We start from the raw sequence: 1,163 nt of genomic DNA, 5'->3' as shown, positions 1-1,163 counted from the left end.
CTCCTGAGCCTGCGGGTCCGCCGACACCCCATCAGAAAGCTTGTACCGAACGGTCCGTTTCCTCATACTTCCGGTCAGCGCCGGTCAGGAGCTGATCATCCGCCGTGCTTCCGGAGAGCACCGGCCGGGGTCCGCCCATCGCCTGACCGCGCTTCACGGCCCCAACCCTCAGGGCCGTCGCCCCCCTCTGGAGGAGATCGGTGAGGACCATGCGCCCCACGCCCCGCACCGGCACCACACCCGGCACCACCCGCCGTACCGGCCGTACGCGCCGCTTCCGCCTGCTCGCCGCCGCCCTGGGCCTGCTGACCGCCACCGCGGTCGCCGCGCCGGGCGCCGCAGCCGCTCCCATCCCCACCGCCCCCACCGTCCCCACGGCCCCCACCGCCCGACCGGAACAGCTCCTGGCGGTCAGCGAGGCCATCCTGGGCGCCGAGGTCAACGGCACCGCCTGGTACGTCGACGAGGCCGCCGGACACGTCGTGGTGACCGCCGACAGCACCGTCTCCCCGGTCTCGCTCGCCAAGCTGATGAGCTCCGCCGGCGCCGACGCGTCCACCATCACCGTCCACCGGGTCCCCGGCGCGTTCACCCCGCTGCTCGCCGGCGGCGACGCCATCTACGGCGGCCAGTACCGCTGCTCGCTCGGCTTCAACGTGGTCAGCGGCAGCACCTACTACTTCCTCACCGCCGGGCATTGCGGCAACGTCGCCGCCAACTGGTACACCGACGTCAACCACGCCAACCTGATCGGCCCGACCATCGGCTCGACCTTCCCCGGCCACGACTACGCGCTGGTCCGCTACGACAACGGCGCGCTCAGCCACCCGGGCGGCTTCACCTCCGCCCCGGACGCCGTCGTCGGCGAGGCGGTGCAGCGCACCGGCTCGACCACCGGCACCCACGGCGGCACCGTCACCGGGCTCAACGCCACCGTGCGCTACACGGACGGCAGCACCGTCCGCGGCCTGATCCAGACCAACGTCTGCGCCGAGCAGGGCGACTCGGGCGGCCCGCTGTACGACGGGGCCAAGGCGCTCGGCCTCACCTCGGGCGGCAGCGGCGACTGCACCTCGGGCGGGACGACCTTCTACCAGCCCGTCAACGCGGCGCTCTCCGCGTACCAGGTCAGCGTGTACTGACACCGGCCGCTCCCTGCGAGC

The 1,163-nt window shown here is 73.1% G+C and carries 1 protein-coding gene; it reads left to right on the top strand.

Features of this window, described 5'->3' with window-relative positions:
• Positions 1-209 precede the first annotated feature (209 nt).
• Positions 210-1,142, top strand: a complete 933-nt coding sequence (locus ACFU7Z_RS39525; protein WP_117485736.1) for a S1 family peptidase — start codon at positions 210-212, stop codon at positions 1,140-1,142.
• Positions 1,143-1,163 lie beyond the last annotated feature (21 nt).

Origin of the sequence: Kitasatospora sp. NPDC057518, assembly GCF_042802075.1 — a bacterium.
Taxonomy (GTDB): domain Bacteria; phylum Actinomycetota; class Actinomycetes; order Streptomycetales; family Streptomycetaceae; genus Kitasatospora.
This window is presented reverse-complemented; position numbering and strand designations above follow the sequence as displayed.